This window comes from Ensifer sp. ZNC0028 (genome assembly GCF_000799055.1).
In the GTDB taxonomy this organism is placed as follows: Bacteria; Pseudomonadota; Alphaproteobacteria; order Rhizobiales; family Rhizobiaceae; genus Ensifer.
Genome location: NZ_JTLA01000110.1, coordinates 1 through 15,234 on the forward strand (window position 1 = coordinate 1; position 15,234 = coordinate 15,234).

The following is a 15,234-nucleotide window of genomic DNA, read 5'->3' on the forward strand; positions in this document are numbered from 1 at the left end:
GGACGGCGCGGACGCGGCGTGTTGCGGCGGCGCGAAGCGGCGCGGCCGGAAGCGGCCGGTGCCTCTTCTTCCATCGCGACTTCGGCCGGCGTGCCTTCGATCACCGGCTGCGGGCCGGTACCGTCGATGACAGGCTGCGGCTCGGAAACCGGCGCTGCGGCTGCGGCAACCGGAGCCGGCATGTCGTCTACATAGCCCTGATCCAGATCGTCCTGGTCCTGGTCGGCGGCATCGTGGCCGCGGAAGTCCTGACGGTCGTCACGCTGGAAACGGTCCTGCATCTGCGCCTGTGCGGCAGCGATGATGCGGTTGTAATGCTCGGCGTGCTGCAGGTAGTTTTCCGCCATGACCCGGTCGCCGGAGCTCTGGGCGTCGCGCGCAAGTGCAGAATACTTCTCGGCGATGTGCTGGGCCGTACCGCGAATCTTCACATCCGGACCGGAGCTGTCGTAGGTCCGCGTCAGCGGGTTCGAGCCCTTGCGGTTGTGATTGTTGTTATTACCATTGTTGTTGTTATTGTTGTTGTTATTCCGCCCGCGGCCGCGCTTGTTTTGCTGTCCTGGCCTCATAGTACATTCACCCGAATTCTCTTGATAATGATGATCATGTGGTTTCGTCTTCCGGCCGGATCCGTTCACGCCCGACAGAACACGCGCCGTTGTGCTCGCACAATGGCGGCTTCGGCGCCGACTGACGTCAAATTAACAGGTACCCGCACAAGGCACTGTTGAACCCTAGCAACTCTTTCTTGAGAGCAATCCCCGTGGCCAGGTCATACCGGAACGAATCTTAGGTCCATGACCTTCTGCCCAGTGCGCGGGCAAACTAGCCCGCTTCCTCTGGGATTCCAAGCCCTTTCTTTGCCTCTGCAAGAAAGAAGATGCGCCAGTGCAGCATTTTTTCAACGGTTTGTGTCGCGTTCGAAGATCAGGACGCGGTCGTTGCCGCCGAGATCCTTCGCCTCTTCACGCAGACGGAATTTTTCGGCGTAAAACAACGCCGTTACCGCCTCTTTCTGGTCGAAACCGATTTCCAAGCCTATCACGCCGTTTGTCTCAAGATGATGAACAGCTTGAGAAGCGATGGCGCGATAGGCATCTAGCCCATCTTCTCCGCCATCAAGCGCTGCGGCCGGGTCGTGAAGTCTCACCTCCGGCTCAAGCTCTTCGACCACACTGGACCGGATATACGGCGGATTTGAGACGATGACGTCGTATCGACCATCCACCTTTTCGTACCAGTTGCTGAGCAGGGGCCGAAATCGATCCGCAAGTCCGAGAGCGGCGGCATTTGCCGTCGCCGTAACCAGCGCGTCTCCGGATATATCGGTCGCCGTGCCCCTGGCTTCAAGAACCTCAGCCAGAAGCGCGAGACAAATCGCGCCCGTGCCGGTCCCGAGATCGATGATCTCGCACCCTCCCTTTCGCGCGACCACCGCGCGCAAATAAGGGATCATGCGATCGACCAGGGTTTCGGTGTCCGGGCGCGGCTCCAGCGTTTCCTTCGACAGCTTCAGCGGAAGGCCGAAGAACTCGCGCTCACCGAGGATGCGATAGACCGGCTCGCGCGCCAGCCGGCGGGTAACCGCTGCCCGGATCCGCTGGGCATCCTCATCCGAAACCGGGTCCCTGCCCCGCGACACGACCGCGCTCAGCGACAGGTCGAGCAGGCCCGAGATCAGATGCCGGACGTCGAGCGCCGCGTGTTCGATGCCGCCCGCCTGCAGGCGATCGCGACTTTCGGCAACCAGGCTCGCGAGCGTCTCGGCCATCGCTCAGCCTCGCTGCTCGCCGAGCTGCGCCAGCTGGCTTGCCTGATAGTCGGCAAGCAGCGCGTCGACGACTTCGTCGATTTCGCCCATCATCATCCGGTCAAGCTTGTAGAGCGTCAGGTTGATGCGGTGGTCGGTCAGCCGTCCCTGAGGGAAATTGTAGGTACGGATGCGTTCAGAGCGGTCGCCCGATCCCACCTGGCTCTTACGGTCGGCCGAGCGTTCGCTGTCGGCGCGCTGGCGCTCCATGTCGTAGAGGCGCGAGCGCAGCACCTGCATCGCCTTCGCACGGTTCTGGTGCTGCGACTTTTCCGAGCTGGTGACGACAAGTCCGGTCGGAAGATGGGTGATGCGCACGGCCGAGTCCGTCGTGTTGACGTGCTGGCCACCGGCGCCCGACGAGCGCATCGTGTCGATGCGGATGTCCTCGGGCCGGATCTCGATGTCGATGTCCTCGGCCTCCGGCAGCACCGCAACCGTCGCGGCCGAGGTATGAATGCGGCCGCTCGCCTCGGTTTCCGGCACGCGCTGCACCCGATGAACACCGGATTCGAACTTCAGCCGCGCGAACACGCCGCGCCCGGAAACGGTAGCGATGATTTCCTTGAAACCGCCGGCTTCGCCTTCGCTCGACGACAGCACTTCGACCTTCCACCCCTTGCCAGCCGCATAGCGCTCGTACATCCGGAACAGGTCGCCGGCAAACAGCGCCGCCTCGGAACCGCCGGTTCCGGCGCGGATTTCAAGGATCGCGCTCTTTTCGTCGGCCGCGTCCTTCGGAAGGAGCAGGAGCTGGATTTCCTGCTCCAACCCCTCGATCGCCGCTTGGACCTCGGGCTTTTCCATTTCGGCGAGATCACGCATCTCGCGGTCGGTCGATTTGTCGGCGAGCATGGCGGTGATGTCGGCAAGCTCCGCCGTCGCCTTTTCATAGGCGCGGATCTTCGTCACCACCGGCTGCAGTTCGGAATATTCCGAGGCGAGCTTGACGTAGACGTCCGCGGCCGGGCCGGCGGACATGCGCGCCTCGATTTCACCGAACCGCCGTTCCAGTTCGCGCATCTTTTCAACGGGAAGCTTTGCCAAGTCTCACTCCAATGCGTCTTGCCCCGGCCGGATCAGCTCCGGACGAGGGTTGCGACGCGTCACTTCAATCTAAACCGGAATGCCGTTTTCCGCGGCGAAATCCACCAGCATCTGGCGAACGGGCGTCTGATCGCGCGTATCGTCCAGTGCAGCGTTGAGCTGTGCGCCGAGCTTGGAGGCGTCAAGCGCCAGAAGCATCGCCTTGATCGGTCCGACGGCCGTCGGCGACATCGACACCGAACGGAACCCAAGCCCCAGCAGCGCCATGGCCGAGAGCGGCTTGCTCGCCATCTCGCCACAGAGCGTTACCGGCGTGTCGTGCCGGTCGCCGGCGCGCACGATGTCGCGCAGGATCCTGAGGAACGGGCGTCCGAGCACGTCGAACCGGTCGGAGACACGGGCATTGCCGCGATCGACCGCCATGGCGAACTGGAAGAGGTCGTTGGAGCCGACGGATACGAAGTCCACCTCGGTCATCAGCTCGTCGAGCTGCCAGAGCAGCGCCGGCACCTCCAGCATGGCGCCGAACTGCAGCTTGCGCGGCAACTGTTCGCCGAGCTTCGACTGCCGTTCGATTTCCTTCTGCAGGAGGTCGCGCGCGATCCTGAGTTCGGAAACCTCGGTGACCATCGGCAGCATCAGCTTGAGCTCGGCACCGGCCGCAGCGCGCAGCATGGCGCGCAGCTGCGTACGCAGTAGACCCGGCCGGTCGAGCGAAAGCCGGATGGCGCGCCAGCCGAGCGCCGGGTTTTCCTCTTCCGCCGCGCGGAAATAGGGAACCACCTTGTCGCCACCGATATCGAGCGTGCGGAAGGTCACGGGCTTGCCGCCCGTCTGCTTCAGAACGTTACGATAGAAGGCTTCCTGTTCCTCCGCCTTCGGCATGGTCGAGGCGATCATGAACTGGAGCTCGGTGCGGAAGAGACCTATGCCTTCGGCACCCGCCTCGTTCAGGTGCGGCAGGTCGACGAGCAGGCCGGCGTTCATCTGCAGCGTGATGCGCGTGCCGTCCCGGGTCAGCGGATCGACATCCTTCAGCGCCCGGAACTGCGCCTGACGCCGCGCCCGGAAGCGAACCTTTTCCTCATAGGCGCGCTGCAGGTCGGCGAGCGGTCGCAGATGCACCTTGGCATCGTCGCCATCGATGATGATTGCGTCGCGGTTTTCCGCAAGCGCCACGGCACCGGTCGCCTGGCCGATGACAGGAATACCCATGGCGCGGGCAACGATCACCACATGGCTGGTGACGGCACCTTCTTCGAGCACCAGGCCGCGCACGTTTTCTCGCGGATAGTCGAGCAGTTCGGCAGCACCCATGGCGCGCGCGACGATCACCGCATCGTTCGGGAAGTCGCTGGCCGAAAGCTTGGCGCCGTAGCCCGAGAGCTGGCGCAGCAAGCGGTTGGCGAGATCGTCGAAATCATGCATGCGCTCGCGCAAGTACGGATCCGTCAGGCGGATCATGCGCGCCTTGGTCTCGCTCTGCACGCGCTCGACGGCGGCTTCCGCCGTCAGGCCGTTGCGGATCGCCTCTTCGAGCTTGCGCACCCAGCCGCGGTCATGCGCGAACATGCGGTAGGTCTCGAGCACCGCCCGGTGCTCGCCTTCCATCGACACCTCGCGGCGCGACAGCATGTCGTCGATCGAAATGCGCAGCGAGCCGAGCGCTTCGGCAAGCCGCTGCAGCTCCTGGTCGGTATCCTCGTTGAGGAGATTGGTGACGACGATCCTCGGTTCGTGCAGGACAACATAGCCGAGACCGATGCCTTCGCCGTAGCTGTTGCCGTCGATCGAGACGGGACGCGACAGGTCGAGTTCGAGACCGGGCTTGGTGATCTTCTTCAGCTCGCCGGTCGCCACCATTTCGGCGAGAACCATGGCGGTCGTCTCAAGCGCCTCGACCTCGTCCTCGCGATAGTTGCGCATCGCCTTGTTCTGGACGACGAGAACGCCGAGCGCGCGCCCGGTGCGCAGGATCGGCACGCCGAGGAAGGAATGGTAGATCTCTTCGCCGGTTTCCGGCAGGTAGGTAAAGGCCGGGTGCGACTGGGCGTCGGAGAGATTGAGCGGCCGCGCCGAGGCGGCGATGGTGCCGACGAGGCCCTGCCCCATCTTCAATTGCGCCAGGTGAACGGCGGCCTTGTTCAGACCTTCGGTCGCATAGAGTTCGAGCACGCCGTCGGAGCGCAGCACATAGACCGAACACACTTCCGCGACCATATTCTGCGCGATCTGGCGCACGATACGGTCAAGGCGCTCCTGCGGCTCCAGCGGTTCCGCCATCAACTCGCGCAACCGCTTGAGGAGAACGCGCGGACCTGCGGAAAGGTCTCTCATCGCGTGGGGTCTCCCGAAATAGAGGGGACGGCAGCAAAGGGGATACGCGGCCAAACCGCCGCGAATCCCAAATCGGTCGTCTGTCGATTAACTCTTATCGAGACCGTAAGCGGAATGCAAAGTGCGAACCGCCAATTCCGCATAGGGTCCATCGATCAGGATCGAAATCTTGATCTCCGACGTGGTGATGGCCTTGATGTTGATGCCCTTGTCGGCAAGTGCGCGGAAGGCCGAAGCCGCAACACCGGCGTGGCTGCGCATGCCGATGCCGATGACCGATACCTTGACGAGGCCCGCTTCGGACTGGACGACGTCGTAGCCGATCTTGTCCTTGTTGTCGCCGAGCACCTTCAGCGCCTTGTCGACGTCGCCGGAGGGAACCGTGAAGGTCATGTCGGTCTTCGAACCGTCCTCGGAAATGTTCTGGACGATCATGTCGACGTTGATATGGGCTTCAGCCAGCGGGCCGAAGATCGCGGCGGAGACGCCCGGCCGGTCTGCGAGACGGCGCAGCGAAATCTGGGCTTCATCCTTGGCATAGGCAATGCCGGTTACGACTTCCTGTTCCACGATCTCATCCTCATCACAAATCAGCGTACCGGGCGGATTGAGAAGGTCACCCATGCCCGGCGCATCGGGATCTTCGAAAGACGAACGCACGAAGGTGCGGACCTTGTGCACCATGGCGAGCTCGACCGAGCGCACCTGCAGCACCTTGGCGCCGAGCGATGCCATTTCCAGCATTTCCTCGAACGCGATTTTCTTCAGCCGCCGCGCCTTCGGCTCGATGCGCGGGTCGGTCGTGTAGACGCCATCAACGTCGGTGTAGATGTCGCAACGGTCGGCCTTGACCCCTGCGGCGATCGCAACGGCCGAGGTGTCGGAGCCGCCGCGGCCAAGTGTGGCGACGCGGTTGTCTGGTCCAAGCCCCTGGAAGCCGGCGATGACGGCAACCTGGCCCTCGCCCATGCGGCGGACGAGCTCGGCACCGTCGATGTCGAGAATGCGGGCGGCGCCATGGGCGTTGTCGGTGCGGATCGGGATCTGCCAGCCCTGCCAGGAACGGGCGTTGATGCCCATCGACTGCAGCGCGATCGCCAGCAGGCCGGAAGTCACCTGTTCGCCGGACGCGACGATCGCGTCATACTCGCGCGCATCGTAGAAGGGCGAGTTGGCGCCGGTTGCCTTCGGCATGTTCTGCACCCAGCCGACCAGCTCGTTGGTCTTGCCGGACATGGCGGAAACGACGACGGCAACTTCGTGGCCGGCATCGACTTCGCGTTTCACATGGCGGGCAACATTGTGAATGCGGTCCAAATCAGCGACGGACGTTCCGCCGAATTTCATCACGATGCGTGCCATGTGCCTCTACCGGTACCCAATTTGCGCGCGTGAGGCGCGCGTGACAGGAAAGTCCCCGCCGGCGCCCGACGGTCAAAAAGCTTGGGAGACTTCTCGGACATCGGCAGTCACCGCTTCGGGGAGCGGAAAGTCGCGGCGTCTCTTAGCGGATCAGGGGGCCGCACGCAATGGCAAGAGGGCAGGAATAAGGCGCGGGAACCCCCGCCGGAAACCTATACCGGGACAAGCATGCGCCACTTGCAATTGCAGCCATGGCGGCTAGGCTGCCAGCGAGGGATCAAGGGGGCAGACATGCAGACACGTCGCATAGCCGCAACCGGGCGCGCCGCAGCCCACCTTGCCGGCACATTTGCGCTGGCGCTGCTCGCCTCCGCACCGGCGCGCGCTGCCGATTTCGACGCCGAGCGTATGGCGCCTGAGAGCGACTGGACGGTGATCGTCAGCCCCTATATCTGGGCCGCCAGCCTGAAGGGCGACGCATCGCTCGCCGGTTTCGACACCGATGTCGATGTGCCGTTCAAGGACACGCTCGACCATCTCGACCTGGCGCTGATGGGCAACATCGAGCTGACCAACGGCCAATGGGGCGTCTATTTCGACGGCCAATATGTGCGCACCAGCCAGGACGAAGAGCTGCTCTCCCATGAGATCGGCCTCGATATCAAGATGACGACACTGGCGGTCGGCGCGTTTTATCAGATCTACGAGCAGGAACTCGGTGGCAACACGGCCTTTGGCAAGCCCCGGACGCTCTCGATCGAGCCGACGATCGGCCTTCGCTGGACGAAGCTCGAAGCGGACGTGTCCGTGGCCGGCGCGAGTGCGAGCAAGAGCGCCGACTGGACCGACCCTTTTGTCGGCCTGCGGCTCAACGCCGACCTCAGCGAACGCTGGAACCTCGTCGCCGAGGCCGATGTCGGCGGCTTCGATGTCGGCTCCAAGCTCAGCGTCAACGCCCAGGCCTACCTCGGCTACCGCACCGAAATGTTCGGTCAACCGACGATCCTTCGCGCCGGCTACCGCCTGCTCTATCAGGACTACGAAAGCGACGATTTCACTGGAACCAACAAGTTTCGTTGGGACGTAAACCAGCATGGCCCGGTCATCGGATTCTCGATGCTGTTCTAGAGAGGCCTGATCCGCACGCGACCTGAAAGGGAGAATGACGTGACGTTTATCGGAAAGTCCGCCCGCTCGATTGTTTCAGCGGCACTCGCCAGCCTTCTCGTCCTTGCCCAGACCAGCGCCGAAGCCTGCACGCGCCTCGTCTATCTCGGCCCTGATGACAATGTCATCACAGCGCGTTCCATGGACTGGAAAAGGGATGTCGCCACCAATCTCTGGGTGCTGCCGCGCGGCACCGAACGCGATGGCCAGGCCGGCCCCAATTCGTTCAAATGGACGGCGAAGTATGGCAGCGTCGTTGCCACCGGCTATGACGTCTCCACCACCGACGGCGTCAACGAGGTAGGGCTGAATGCAAATCTGCTCTGGCTGGTAGAATCCGAGTATCCAAAGTTTGATGACAAATCGAAGCCCGGCCTGACGATTGCCGCCTGGGCGCAATATGTGCTCGACAGCTTCGCAACTGTCGAAGAGGCAGTGGCAGCGCTCGAGAAAGAGCCCTTCACCATCGTTACGGACAATGTTCCGGGCGAGAACCGCCTGACGACGCTGCACCTTTCCATCTCCGACAAGACGGGCGATAGCGCCATCGTCGAATATATCGGCGGCAAGCAGGTGATCCACCACGACCGCAAATACCAGGTCATGACCAACTCGCCTGTCTTCGACCAGCAACTGGCATTGAACAGCTACTGGAAGCAGATCGGCGGAACGGTGATGCTGCCCGGCACCAATCGAGCATCCGACCGGTTCGCCCGCGCCTCCTTCTACGTCAATGCCATCCCGAAGGACGAGAACCCCGACCGGGCGCTGGCGAGCGTCTTTAGCGTCATTCGCAATGTCTCGGTCCCCTATGGGCTCAACACCCCGGAAGAACCGAACATTTCCTCGACCCGCTGGCGCACCGTCGTTGATCACAAGCGCAAGCTCTACTTCTTCGAATCCGCGCTGACACCAAACACTTTCTGGGTCGACCTGAAGAAGATCGACTTTGCCAAGGAAACCGGCAAGGTGATGAAACTCGATCTCGGCGAAAACCAGGATCACACCTATTCGGGCGACGCAACCGGCGATTTCAAGCCGGCCGAACCATTCAAGTTCCTCGGCCTGCAGATGTGAGCCTTCGATGCCGGGGGCATTGAAAGTTGCACGCGACGATGGTATTCACACCGCGCAACTTGAATTCGAGGAAGGGGGGCTGCACGTGATGACATTTTTCCGGCACCACCGCCAGCGTGGCCCCGTCCAAGCCCTGCAGATGCGTTTGCAGGGCTGACCGGACATACTTCGCAACATCGCGAACCTATCCCTGGTCTGCCCAGAGTGATGCAGTGCGCAACCGTACCGGTTTGAACGCCTGCATCGTCTTCCCATACCGAGCCGACATGGCCCGAGCACAGCCCCTCGCTGTCGCGGGTTAAACCATCCGCCAACCGCGGCTAAGCGTGCCGCCCCGGATGCCTCATCGTCGCTCGCGCAGTCCAGAGAACGACCATGGCCTTGATCAATATCCGCAACCTCGGCGTCAGCCTGAGCGCACCGCTTTTCTCCAACCTCAACCTCTCCGTCGCATCCGGCGACCGTATCGGCATCGTCGCCGCCAACGGGCGCGGCAAGTCGACCCTGCTGAGATCGATCGCCGGGACGTTCGACCCGACGGCGGGCGAAATCACCCGCTCGCGAGGCCTGACGGTTGGCCACGTCGAGCAGAACGTGCCTGCGTCCCTTTTGCCTCTCTCCTTCCACGACGCGGTTCTTTCGGCGCTCCCGGCAGACCAGGCGGAGAACGAAAGCTGGCGCGTCGATATCGTGCTCGATTCCCTCGATGTGCCGGAGGTTCTGCGGGCGCGTGCCGTCTCGCAGTTGAGTGGCGGCTGGCAGCGGCTGATGCTGCTTGCCCGTGTCTGGGTCAGCGAGCCCGACGCCCTGCTGCTGGACGAGCCGACCAACCATCTCGATCTCGCCAAGATCGGGCGGCTGGAGGCCTGGCTGAATGCATTGCCACGCGATGTGCCGGTGCTGGTTGCCAGCCACGACCGCGCCTTCCTCGACGCAACCACCAACCGCACGCTGTTCCTGAGGCCGGAGCAATCGCCAGTCTTCGCGCTCCCCTATTCACGGGCGCGCTCCGCTCTCGATGAGGTGGACGCCTCGGAGGAGCGGCGTTACCAGCGCGACATGAAGGTGGCACAGCAGCTTCGCCGCCAGGCCGCCAAGCTCAACAATATCGGCATCAACTCCGGCAGCGACCTGCTCACGGTGAAGACGAAGCAGTTGAAACAGCGGGCGGAGCGGCTGGAGGATGCGGCAAAGCCGGCGCATCAGGAGCGCTCAGCCGGTGCGATCCGGCTCGCGAACCGCGGCACCCACGCCAAGATCCTGGTGACGCTCGACGACGTTCAGGTCGAAACGCCCGACGGCACCCCGCTTTTCCGCACCGGCAAGCGCTGGATCTGCCAGGGCGACCGCATCGTGCTGCTCGGCGAAAACGGCGCCGGCAAGACCCGGCTCGTCAATCTCATCCGCACCGCGATCGAGGAACCCTCCCGCGCGCCGGAAACGCTGAAGGCAACGCCCTCGCTCGTGCTCGGCTACAGCGACCAGGCACTTGCCGGCCTGTCGGACGACGAGACGCCGCTTGCAGCACTCTCCCGCCGCTTCTCGCTCGGCGATCAGCGCGCCCGTAGCCTGCTCGTCGGTGTCGGCGTCGGCATCGACATGCAGGAAAAGGCGATCGGCCGGCTCTCGGGTGGCCAGAAGGCGCGTCTTGCGATGCTGGTGTTGCGCTTGAAGGAGCCCAATTTCTACCTGCTCGACGAACCGACCAACCATCTGGACATCGAGGGCCAGGAAGCGCTTGAGGCGGAGCTGCTGAGAAACGAGACGAGCTGCCTTCTCGTCTCCCACGACCGCAGCTTCGTGCGCAATGTCGGCGACCGCTTCTGGCTGATCGAGAAGCGCCGTCTCGTCGAAGTCGAGGATCCCGAGGACTTCTTCGCCTCGGCGGCTGCAGGCGACGTCGGCTGACATAACCCCAATCATCGCAAGCGTGGCGCCCGCAAAAAGCGGGCGTCATCAGTCGCAACACCATCAGGCAGGCGGCCGCGCAATCAGGCAGGCGACCTCGCCGCTGTCGAAGCTCTTCGCCAACCGGACCTCGACCTGCCAGCTGTGGCGTAGGGCCGCCGCCTCAAGCCGCGCGCCAACGTCGTCCGCCCCCGTGGACGGCTCGTCATGGAAAAGAAAAAGGCGGCCCTCCGGTTTCAGCAGCCGCACCAGCGCCGCAAACTCGCGGATGGGATCGCCCCGCGTGAACACACCGACGCGCATGGCGAACGCCTTATCGAAGCGACGGCCACCGAGATCGAGCGAGCGAAGCTCCGCGACCCGCAAAGCGGCTCGCCCGGCGGCAACATATTCGGCATTTCGGCGTGCTGCGGCTGCCACCATCGTGGCCGATCGGTCGATCGCGACAATCTCCCCATCGACAAGCCGCTCGCAAACCTTCGTCACGGCAACGCCGTGTCCGCAGCCGACTTCGAGCAGATGATCGGACGGGCGGGGCGCGATGACGTCGATCGCCCAGTCGATCCTGTTCAGCCTCATCTGGATTGCTCTCCTTCCCTTCTCCGAAAACTAGCACGCGTGCCGGCGTGAATCCATCCGATGCAAATATAAAACCGCTTGCAAAATTACATCAGATTTGCCACTCTCCCCGTGAGAGAGCGTGCCGTAACGGGAGAGAGAAATGCGCAAGGTCATCATGTGGGACATGGTCAGCGTTGACGGCTTCTTCGAAGCGCCGGGACACGACATCGGCTGGTTCGTCTTCGAGGACGAGCTCGCCGCCTATATCGGCGAAACACAGCTCGGAACGGGCACCTTGCTTTTCGGCCGCGTGACCTATGAGATGATGGCGGCCTACTGGCCGTCGGCCGAAGGTGACATCGCGACCTTCATGAACGGCGTCGAGAAATTCGTCTTCTCACGCACGCTGACCTCCGCCGATTGGGCACGGACGACGCTCGTGACCGGCGACGCCGCCAAGGAAGTCGAACGATTGAAAAGGCTCGAAGGCGGCACGATCTTCATTTTCGGCAGCGCCGATTTCGCCAGCGAACTGGTCGAGAAGGGCCTCGTCGACGAATACCGCCTCGGCATCAATCCGGTATTGCTCGGCGAGGGTGTGCCCCTCTTCAAACCAGGACTGAAGCGAACGAAACTCAAGCTGACCCACACGCGCCCTCTGACGTCCGGTGTCGTCATCCTGCACTACCAGCCGGAAGCGAGCGCATAGCGGGACGGGTGCCACGTAGGCGCGTGCGCCGATCTGGCCCAGCGCCACCTCTTGACTTCCTTGTCCGATCGTCCGACTTCACTGCTGCACAACTCCCTAAATCGGGATCGGTTTAGGGGTAAATGATGCAGCAGTTTGAAGTGTTGCAGCGTCCGTAGCGCGTCGTAAAAGACGCGCGGCGCTGTCGGGACGATGCAAGGAGACGGCGACATGAGCGAGACCGCACGCACGACGATCGACCAGAGCGAGGTTGACCGCTTTTCCGCCATGGCCGCGGAGTGGTGGGATCCGACCGGCAAGTTCCGGCCGCTGCACAAGTTCAATCCCGTTCGCCTCGCCTATATCCGCGACAAGGTGGCTGAGCATTTCGGCCGCGATCCCAGGAGCCCGCAGCCGCTGAAGGGCCTGCGGCTCCTCGATATCGGCTGCGGCGGCGGTCTCCTGTCGGAGCCGATGGCACGCATGGGCGCAGACGTGCTCGGCGCCGACGCCTCCGAAAAGAACATCGGGATCGCGAAGACCCATGCGGCTGGAAGCGGGGTAACTGTCGACTATCGCGCCGTGACCGCCGAAGCGCTAGCCGAAGCCGGCGAGAGCTTCGACATCGTACTCAACATGGAAGTCGTCGAGCATGTGGCCGATGTCGATTTCTTCATGACCACCTGCGCCCATATGGTGCGCCCCGGCGGCCTGATGTTCGTCGCCACCATCAACCGCACGATGAAGGCGGCGGCGCTTGCCATCTTCGCCGCCGAGAACGTGCTGCGCTGGCTGCCGCGCGGCACGCACCAGTATGAAAAGCTGGTGCGTCCGGAGGAGCTGGAAAAGCCGCTCGTGGCGAACGGCCTCGAAGTGACCGAGCGGACCGGCGTGTTCTTCAATCCGCTCTCCAACCAGTGGAACCTGTCCAAGGATATGGACGTCAACTACATGATCATCGCCAAGCGGCCGCTATAAGCGATGTCGGCGGGGCTCAACCCGCCTGCCGACGGTCCTGCCATTCGCGCTTCAGGAGCGCATAGACGTATTCGTCGCCCCAGACATCGTTGAACCGGTCGTTCTCGATCAGATGCGCTTCGCGGCGCATGCCGAGACGCTCGACGACACCGACCGATCCCTTGTTGAGGGCATCGAGCCGGGCAAAGATCCGGTGGAAATTCAGCGTCGAGAAGCCGAGATCGAGCGTGGCCCGCATTGCCTCGGTGGCATAGCCCTTGCCGGCAAAGGCGGGATCGAAGATGTAACCGGTCTCCGCCTGCTCCGCCGCGCCGCTGGCGAGTTTCAGCAGCACCTCTCCGATCACGGCGCCATCGTCCCGACGCTCGACGGCGAACACGGCGACATCCCCATCGTCAACAAGCTTTGGCGCCGTAGCCTTGGCGAATTTTGTCCGCGCCGCCGTTTCGTCCAACGGTTCCTGGTAGAGATAGCGATAGACCTCAGGCAGCTGGTGATAGCCAAAGTAGCTCGCGAAATCATCGGGTGCGAAGGCCCTGATGATGAGGCGATCGGTGGAAATGCGGATATCGGACAACGTCATAGGCTGAAAAACTCCCACTGCAAAACCGCCAGATGGGAAGCAAGCCGTTGTATTTAAAGAGGCGCCGACGCGTTTACGCGAAAAGGGGCGAGTGTTTCCCGCCCGTGCGTCAGTTGACTTCGTCGGGCAGGATCGGGAGCGGCGCGACGGCAATGCCCTCTTCGAGCAGCGCCACGGCCTCTTCCGCCGTTGCTTTGCCGATCAGGCCGCGTTCTTCCGCTTCGCCGTAATGGATCTTGCGGGCCTCTTCCGGAAAGCGCTCGCCGACATCCTCGGCGTTTTCGCGTACGGACTTCACCAGCTCGCGGATCTTGGCGACCGTTTCCTTCTGCGCCTGGTCCATGATCACCGCCCGCGTCGCTTCCTTCTTGCGCGCAGTCGTGACGGAAGGCGCCATCAGTTGCTTGGCAACCGACGTCGAATTGCAGCTCGGACAGGAGACCAGCTTGCGCTCGACCTGGCGGTCGAAATCGTCGCTCGACGAGAACCAGCCCTCGAAATCGTGGCCGTTGTCGCAGGAAAGGGTGTAGCGGATCAAGCGGCAACGCCTCCCTTCCCGGTCGGCGCCACTTCATCGAGCACGAAACTGCGGGCGTTCTTCAGGTTCGGTATCTTGGCGCGCGCCGCGTGCACGGCGGCGACATCGATGTCGGCAAGCACAATGGCCTCGCCGGTCGGGCCAGCCGATGCAAGCACGCGCCCCCAGGGATCGATGATCATCGAATGGCCGAAGGTCTCGCGCCCATCCTCATGCGTGCCCCCTTGCGCGGCGGCAATGACGAAAAGGCCGTTTTCGATCGCTCGGGCGCGAAGCAGGATTTCCCAGTGCGCCTCACCGGTCTGCCGCGTGAAGGCGGCAGGCACCGACATGATCTCGGCGCCGGCAACGGCCTGCTGCCGGAAAAGCTCCGGGAAGCGCACGTCGTAGCAGATGGAAAAGCCAAGCTTGCCAAAGTCGAGTTCGGCCAGGCGCGCGATGCTGCCGGGCTGATAGGCCGCACTTTCCCGCCAGCTCTCGCCGTTGTCGAGATCGACGTCGAACATATGGATCTTGTCGTAGTCGCAGATCTTCTGGCCGCTCGGGCCGAACAGCAGGCCGCGATTGGCGATCTTGCCGTCGGCAAGCGCGATCGGCGTCGAGCCGACATGGAGGTAGACGCCGAGTTCGCGGGCCAGCTGAGCTGCCGCCGCGGCAATGAGATCGTTGGCCTCGTCCTTCAGGATCGCGCGCAAAGCAGCCCGGTCCCGCTGGAGCGCTCCGGTCATTTCCGGCGTCTGGATATAGGTCGCGCCCTGGGCTGCCGCTTCGCGCGCAAGCCGCACCATCGTCTCCGCATTCTTGCGGGGATCGACGCCGGAACACATCTGAAGGGCTGCAGCCTTGAAAGTCATCTCGTCCAACTCCCGGCGCTCACCGCTGACAAACGGGACGTCGCCTCTTGCAAGGGTGCGGTGCCTCAGGCAGCCAGCATCGCGTCGAGTTTGCCGGCGCGTTCCAGCGCGTGCAGGTCGTCGCATCCACCGACGTGAATGTCGTTGATGAAGATCTGCGGGAACGTCGTCCCCCCGTGCGACTTGTCGATCATCACCTTCCGAACACTCGGATCATAGGTGGCATCGTGCTCGAGGAAGGAAACGCCCTTGGTTTCCAGGAGTTTCTTTGCAGCCGAGCAATAGCCGCAGAACTGACGCGTATAAATGACCACCGAAGCCATG

At 63.0% G+C, this 15,234-nt stretch carries 15 protein-coding genes; 5 read left to right on the forward strand and 10 right to left on the reverse strand.

The annotated features are described in order from the left end of the window. From L981_RS25505 to L981_RS25525, 5 genes are all read right to left on the reverse strand, one after another. On the reverse strand, positions 1-569 hold a 569-nt coding region (locus tag L981_RS25505; protein WP_043622963.1), incomplete at its 3' end, for a DUF4167 domain-containing protein. Positions 570-901: 332 nt separating this feature from the next. Further along, complete coding sequence (prmC, locus tag L981_RS25510) at positions 902-1,771, reverse strand: peptide chain release factor N(5)-glutamine methyltransferase (RefSeq protein WP_043622965.1); 870 nt, start codon at positions 1,769-1,771, stop codon at positions 902-904. 3 nt (positions 1,772-1,774) lie between these two features. After that, positions 1,775-2,857 (reverse strand): peptide chain release factor 1, encoded by a 1,083-nt coding sequence (gene prfA / locus L981_RS25515; protein WP_043622968.1) that lies wholly within the window; start codon positions 2,855-2,857, stop codon positions 1,775-1,777. A gap of 69 nt (positions 2,858-2,926) precedes the next feature. After that, the gene (gene ptsP / locus L981_RS25520; RefSeq protein WP_043622970.1) at positions 2,927-5,194 is read right to left on the reverse strand and encodes a phosphoenolpyruvate--protein phosphotransferase; all 2,268 of its coding nucleotides are present in this window, start codon (positions 5,192-5,194) and stop codon (positions 2,927-2,929) included. A gap of 87 nt (positions 5,195-5,281) precedes the next feature. Further along, positions 5,282-6,556: an aspartate kinase gene (locus tag L981_RS25525; RefSeq protein WP_043622972.1), complete on the reverse strand. Its 1,275-nt coding sequence runs from the start codon at positions 6,554-6,556 to the stop codon at positions 5,282-5,284. 291 nt (positions 6,557-6,847) lie between these two features. On the opposite strand from L981_RS25525, the gene L981_RS25530 reads away from it, so the two are divergent. From L981_RS25530 to L981_RS25540, 3 genes are all read left to right on the forward strand, one after another. After that, on the forward strand, positions 6,848-7,684 hold the full coding sequence (locus L981_RS25530) for a hypothetical protein (RefSeq protein WP_082006158.1): 837 nt from the start codon (positions 6,848-6,850) through the stop codon (positions 7,682-7,684). 69 nt (positions 7,685-7,753) lie between these two features. Next, entirely contained in the window at positions 7,754-8,800 is a 1,047-nt protein-coding gene (locus L981_RS25535; protein ID WP_052202019.1) for a linear amide C-N hydrolase, read from the forward strand. Between the two features lie 375 nt (positions 8,801-9,175). Beyond that, complete coding sequence (locus L981_RS25540; RefSeq protein WP_043622978.1) at positions 9,176-10,708, forward strand: ABC-F family ATP-binding cassette domain-containing protein; 1,533 nt, start codon at positions 9,176-9,178, stop codon at positions 10,706-10,708. A gap of 63 nt (positions 10,709-10,771) precedes the next feature. On the opposite strand, the gene L981_RS25545 is transcribed toward L981_RS25540, so the two are convergent. Next, the gene (locus L981_RS25545) at positions 10,772-11,287 is read right to left on the reverse strand and encodes a class I SAM-dependent methyltransferase (protein WP_052202014.1); all 516 of its coding nucleotides are present in this window, start codon (positions 11,285-11,287) and stop codon (positions 10,772-10,774) included. 142 nt (positions 11,288-11,429) lie between these two features. Between L981_RS25545 and L981_RS25550 the strand changes: the two genes are divergently transcribed. Together L981_RS25550 and ubiG are read left to right on the forward strand one after the other, a co-directional pair. Beyond that, a complete protein-coding gene (locus tag L981_RS25550) occupies positions 11,430-11,978 on the forward strand; it encodes a dihydrofolate reductase family protein (protein WP_043622980.1) in 549 nt (182 codons plus the stop codon). A gap of 210 nt (positions 11,979-12,188) precedes the next feature. After that, positions 12,189-12,935 (forward strand): bifunctional 2-polyprenyl-6-hydroxyphenol methylase/3-demethylubiquinol 3-O-methyltransferase UbiG, encoded by a 747-nt coding sequence (gene ubiG, locus L981_RS25555; RefSeq protein ID WP_043622983.1) that lies wholly within the window; start codon positions 12,189-12,191, stop codon positions 12,933-12,935. 16 nt (positions 12,936-12,951) lie between these two features. Here the strand turns inward: ubiG and L981_RS25560 are convergent, their stop codons facing one another. The 4 genes from L981_RS25560 to grxC form a co-directional block, all read right to left on the reverse strand. After that, complete coding sequence (locus L981_RS25560) at positions 12,952-13,518, reverse strand: GNAT family N-acetyltransferase (protein ID WP_043622986.1); 567 nt, start codon at positions 13,516-13,518, stop codon at positions 12,952-12,954. Between the two features lie 109 nt (positions 13,519-13,627). Beyond that, entirely contained in the window at positions 13,628-14,056 is a 429-nt protein-coding gene (locus tag L981_RS25565) for a DUF1178 family protein (RefSeq protein ID WP_043622988.1), read from the reverse strand. After that, a complete protein-coding gene (locus L981_RS25570; protein WP_043623137.1) occupies positions 14,053-14,910 on the reverse strand; it encodes a carbon-nitrogen hydrolase family protein in 858 nt (285 codons plus the stop codon). The genes L981_RS25565 and L981_RS25570 overlap by 4 nt, the downstream gene beginning before the upstream one ends. A 65-nt stretch (positions 14,911-14,975) precedes the next feature. Continuing rightward, positions 14,976-15,233: a glutaredoxin 3 gene (gene grxC, locus L981_RS25575; protein ID WP_043622990.1), complete on the reverse strand. Its 258-nt coding sequence runs from the start codon at positions 15,231-15,233 to the stop codon at positions 14,976-14,978. Position 15,234 lies beyond the last annotated feature (1 nt).